This is a genomic window from Macromonas nakdongensis (assembly GCF_002837145.1).
Lineage (GTDB): Bacteria > Pseudomonadota > Gammaproteobacteria > Burkholderiales > Burkholderiaceae_C > Macromonas_B > Macromonas_B nakdongensis.
Genome location: NZ_NWMV01000133.1, coordinates 1 through 3,750, shown reverse-complemented (window position 1 = coordinate 3,750; position 3,750 = coordinate 1). Strand labels below are relative to the sequence as shown.

The 3,750-nt window shown below is 58.0% G+C and carries 3 protein-coding genes; all 3 read left to right on the top strand.

Annotation, left to right across the window (positions count from 1 at the left end):
- The coding region (locus tag CON77_RS15655) for a hypothetical protein (protein WP_232788553.1) at window positions 1-230 on the top strand (230 nt) is incomplete at its 5' end.
- Window positions 227-2,944 carry a sigma-70 family RNA polymerase sigma factor gene (locus CON77_RS14005; RefSeq protein ID WP_232788552.1) on the top strand — a complete coding sequence of 906 codons (2,718 nt, stop codon included), beginning with the start codon at window positions 227-229 and terminating at the stop codon, window positions 2,942-2,944. The genes CON77_RS15655 and CON77_RS14005, both read left to right, overlap by 4 nt.
- 38 nt (window positions 2,945-2,982) lie before the next feature.
- Complete coding sequence (locus CON77_RS14000) at window positions 2,983-3,747, top strand: ATP-binding protein (protein WP_101050121.1); 765 nt, start codon at window positions 2,983-2,985, stop codon at window positions 3,745-3,747.
- The last annotated feature ends 3 nt before the right edge of the window (window positions 3,748-3,750 follow it).

The following is a 3,750-nucleotide window of genomic DNA, read 5'->3' as shown; positions in this document are numbered from 1 at the left end:
TTGAAACCCGGGGCGGTTCATCGTGTTCATTTTCTCTGGCTGACCCGGAAGCAAACAAGCGCCAGCCGACTGTAGAATTTAGTAAAAAGCTTCTCAGGGGAAGAATGTACACAGGGAATTTGACCTCGCACGGCCGACGCCTGCGTCTTACAGGAACGGGCAGCGAAACCCATGTGCCGCACTTGAAGGCCTCGGTCCCGCATCAATGCGCGGTGAGGGTTCCCGTTTGAACGTTACCACAGGAGCATTCGCGCGCCCGCTCAGCCAGTTTCTTCGACTGGCGGTAGTGACGGGCATCTCCCGTGCAGTTCAAGTTCACATCGACAGAGGCGACGATCTCAACGCCCGCGACGGCAAAGGGCAGACGCCGCTCATGCTTGCCGCCGCTCGCAACAAAGCTGCTATTTGCAAGCTTCTTCTAGATGCTGGAGCTGATGGCAGCCTCCAAGACCCGGCAGGAAAAACAGCCCACGACATCGCTATCGCGGCGAGCGCGCAAGAGGCTGCGGCTGTTATTGCTGCATCTCAAATCCGTTTTCGAGAACTGGGCGCCGCAGAATTCAGACAAGACGTTGAAACTGCCCCGCGAGGTGCACCGTCCGAAGAAGATACGCCTGACATAGCTGCCAAGGATGGAGGGAATCCAGCACCGTCCACCGCAGGCCCGGCCATTGGTGTCGTGGAGCCAACTACCGAACCAGGCCTCTTCTCATCGACTGCTGAAGTCTCCCAACATGGCGAGGAATTGGCGCAGGACCGCGATGACACACCCGTACTTCCAACCACAGTCGGCAACGAGCAGATACCGCCCGGCCTTGACCAATACGACGATCTGGAATTTGACCTTTCAGGCTGGGTTGCCGAAGAGGAAAGCGTCGTGCCCACTGCGGACCCCACTATCGCAGTTGCAGCCGTCGCGATCCAAACCGCTATTTCACTTCACACCCCGATCGACTCCTTTGACGAGTGGGACGACATCGACGCATTTTTGCCTGACAGATCCACCCCGCTGTCCAGAGCCGCTGACACTGAGACCCGGTCGCACCTGCGCGCCCTGCTCTTGCGCGCAATCCGCGAATGCGTCATATCGGACCGCGAGATCGAAGAGCTGTCAACCGATGAGGATGGGTCGCCCAATTCCGAAGCCCATGCCCTCTTGCTCATGGTCGTCAATGATCTTGGTGCAGACGTAGATAACTGGCTGGGCCCCAATCCGTCGCAAGAAAACGCCAATCACGACGCTCCTGCGGAATCCACCGAGGAAGAGGCATTGCTGGACGAGGCATTCTCATTTATCGATGCCGCCTCAAGCCACCGAAACGAACCTCTTCGCACCTATCAGCGCGAGTTCCAGTCTATACCGCTAATCACTGCGGAAGAGGAAATCTCGCTTGCCCAAACCATGGAGAGATCGCTGGAAGCCGCAATGGACGCGCTTGCGGGATGGCCTACGGGTATCACTCGCACCCTGTCCGCCGGAGCCGAGGTCACCGCAGGGCTAAAACCTACTTCCTGGATGTCTCGCGGAGATGTCGAATCTGATCCAGAAGGCGAAGGCGAAGGTGAAAGAGAGAGCGGCGCGGTCGCCGACACGACTGATGACAGCGAGGAGGATATCGAGGACTCATCCAAGAACTCCTCCTTGCCTAGCGACCCCTCTTTTGCCAAAGCTCTTAAATCTCTCGAAGTACTCGGTGCGCGTGCCGCCGCCAACACTTCAGAATGGGGAGCGGTTCGCGCGGCGCTGTCCGAGCTGAACCTGAGCCGTGGGTTCTTGCTTGAGCTGGCAGACATTTCCGACACAACCCTGCCGGAAGTGCGAACCAAGTATTTGCAGGCAGTGGCAGAGTATCTAAAGGCACGCGACGCCATGGTTTGCGCCAACCTTAAGCTCTCGTTTCACATCGCCAAAAAATACCTGTACAGCGGCGTCCCTCTCGACGACCTCACTCAAGAGGCCAATCTGGGATTGCTCAAAGCCGTAGACAAATACGACTGGCGACGCGGGTTCAAGTTCTCTACTTACGCGACTTGGTGGATCAGGCAGCAAGTCAGCCGGCATGTCGCTGACAAGAACAGAACGATCCGGGTTCCCGTCCACATCTTCGAGAAGCTGCAACGCGTCCGACGAGCTGCCGACGATTTTGAAGCCGCTCATGGCCGCCCCGCCAAAGCTGCAGACATAGCTGAGCTTGTCGGCATGCCAATGCACAAGACCGCAGGTCTTATGCGCCTGCTGCCCGAACCGGTTAGCCTCCAGGACATTTCGATAGACAAACTCATCACAGTAGGCGCGCAGGACGCCCTCATTCAAGAGGACCCAATGGAGATCGCGTCCGCCTCCGAACTCTCCACGGCGGTCCGGAGTCTGTTAGGCACCCTCGACATCAAGGAGTCTCAAGTCCTCTGCCTCCGCTACGGCATTGGCGATCAAGAACCGATGACCCTGGATGAAGTCGGTCGACGCTACGGTGTCACGCGCGAGCGCATTCGGCAAATTGAGTCGAAGTTGCTAAGGCGACTGCAGACTGCTGTCCAATTCGCGCGTGAGGCCATTTCAGTCGACAACTCCGAAGTGCCTCGACGCAGGCGTGCCAGCCGCGAAAGCGAAAACATCGAGGATTTGCTCGCCAAAGACAACGCGGAGGCAGATCAAGACGTTGACGCTCCTGACGATGAAACCGCCCCCTCTCGAGAGCAGGCCCCTGATCAGACACAAAAGTCTTCTGACAGCAGCGCGAAGAGGTCAAGGCCGTCCCCCATCGACGCGATGCTCGCCTTGGCATCTGAACTCGGAATCCCCTACGACGATGATCGCAACGGCAGCTCCGGACGTGTATGGATCAGTTTCACCGACGCACCGGATGGTCGGCACCGCAAACTGGCGCGCAAGCTTTTGGACAACGGTTTTGCCTACTGGCCAGGAAAAGGCTTCTGGAGATGAATCAAAAGACTCGAAGCGCGCCGCCGCGCGCAATGGCCATGCTCGAGTCCCTCAGAGGACTTGGGTATTCGACGGCGGCAGCCCTCGCAGACATCATCGACAACAGCATATCCGCTGGAGCAGACAAAGTTCAGATTGATTTTGTCTGGAACGGCCCAAATAGCCGCGTATCCGTTCTCGACAATGGCTGCGGCATGACAGATGCGGAGCTTGAAGGCGCCATGCGCCTTGGCGACAAGAACCCAACCGACGCCCGAAGCCCGCACGACCTCGGCCGCTTTGGCATGGGTCTAAAGACAGCCTCGTTTTCGCAGTGCCGCCGCCTGACCGTCGCCAGCGTAAAAAGCGGCGAGCGCAGCTGCCTGAGATGGGACCTCGACGAACTTGCCGCCAATCCTAACAGCGAGTGGCTTCTGTTTGAAGGGCCTGCACCAGGTTCGGAAGCCCACTTCCAGCCATTGAACGGCGAAGCCTCGGGAACGCTGGTCCTCTGGGAAAACCTAGATCGGATCATCACGGAAGGCTACAACTCCGACAACTTCAACGACCTCATCGACGATGTGGAATCGCATTTGGCAATGGTTTTCCATCGCCTGATTCAAGGCCCTCATGCGCGCCTCCAGCTAGTTTTGAACCGGCGTCCAATCGCGCCATGGGACCCGTTCATGTCCGGGCATCCCGCGAAGCCCTGGACATCTCCAATCGCGCACCATAAAACGGATTACGGAACGATCGCCGTTCAGTGTCATGTTCTGCCTCATCGGGACAAGTTGAGCAATGCCGAGCCCCCCGCGTCAGAATAGTTG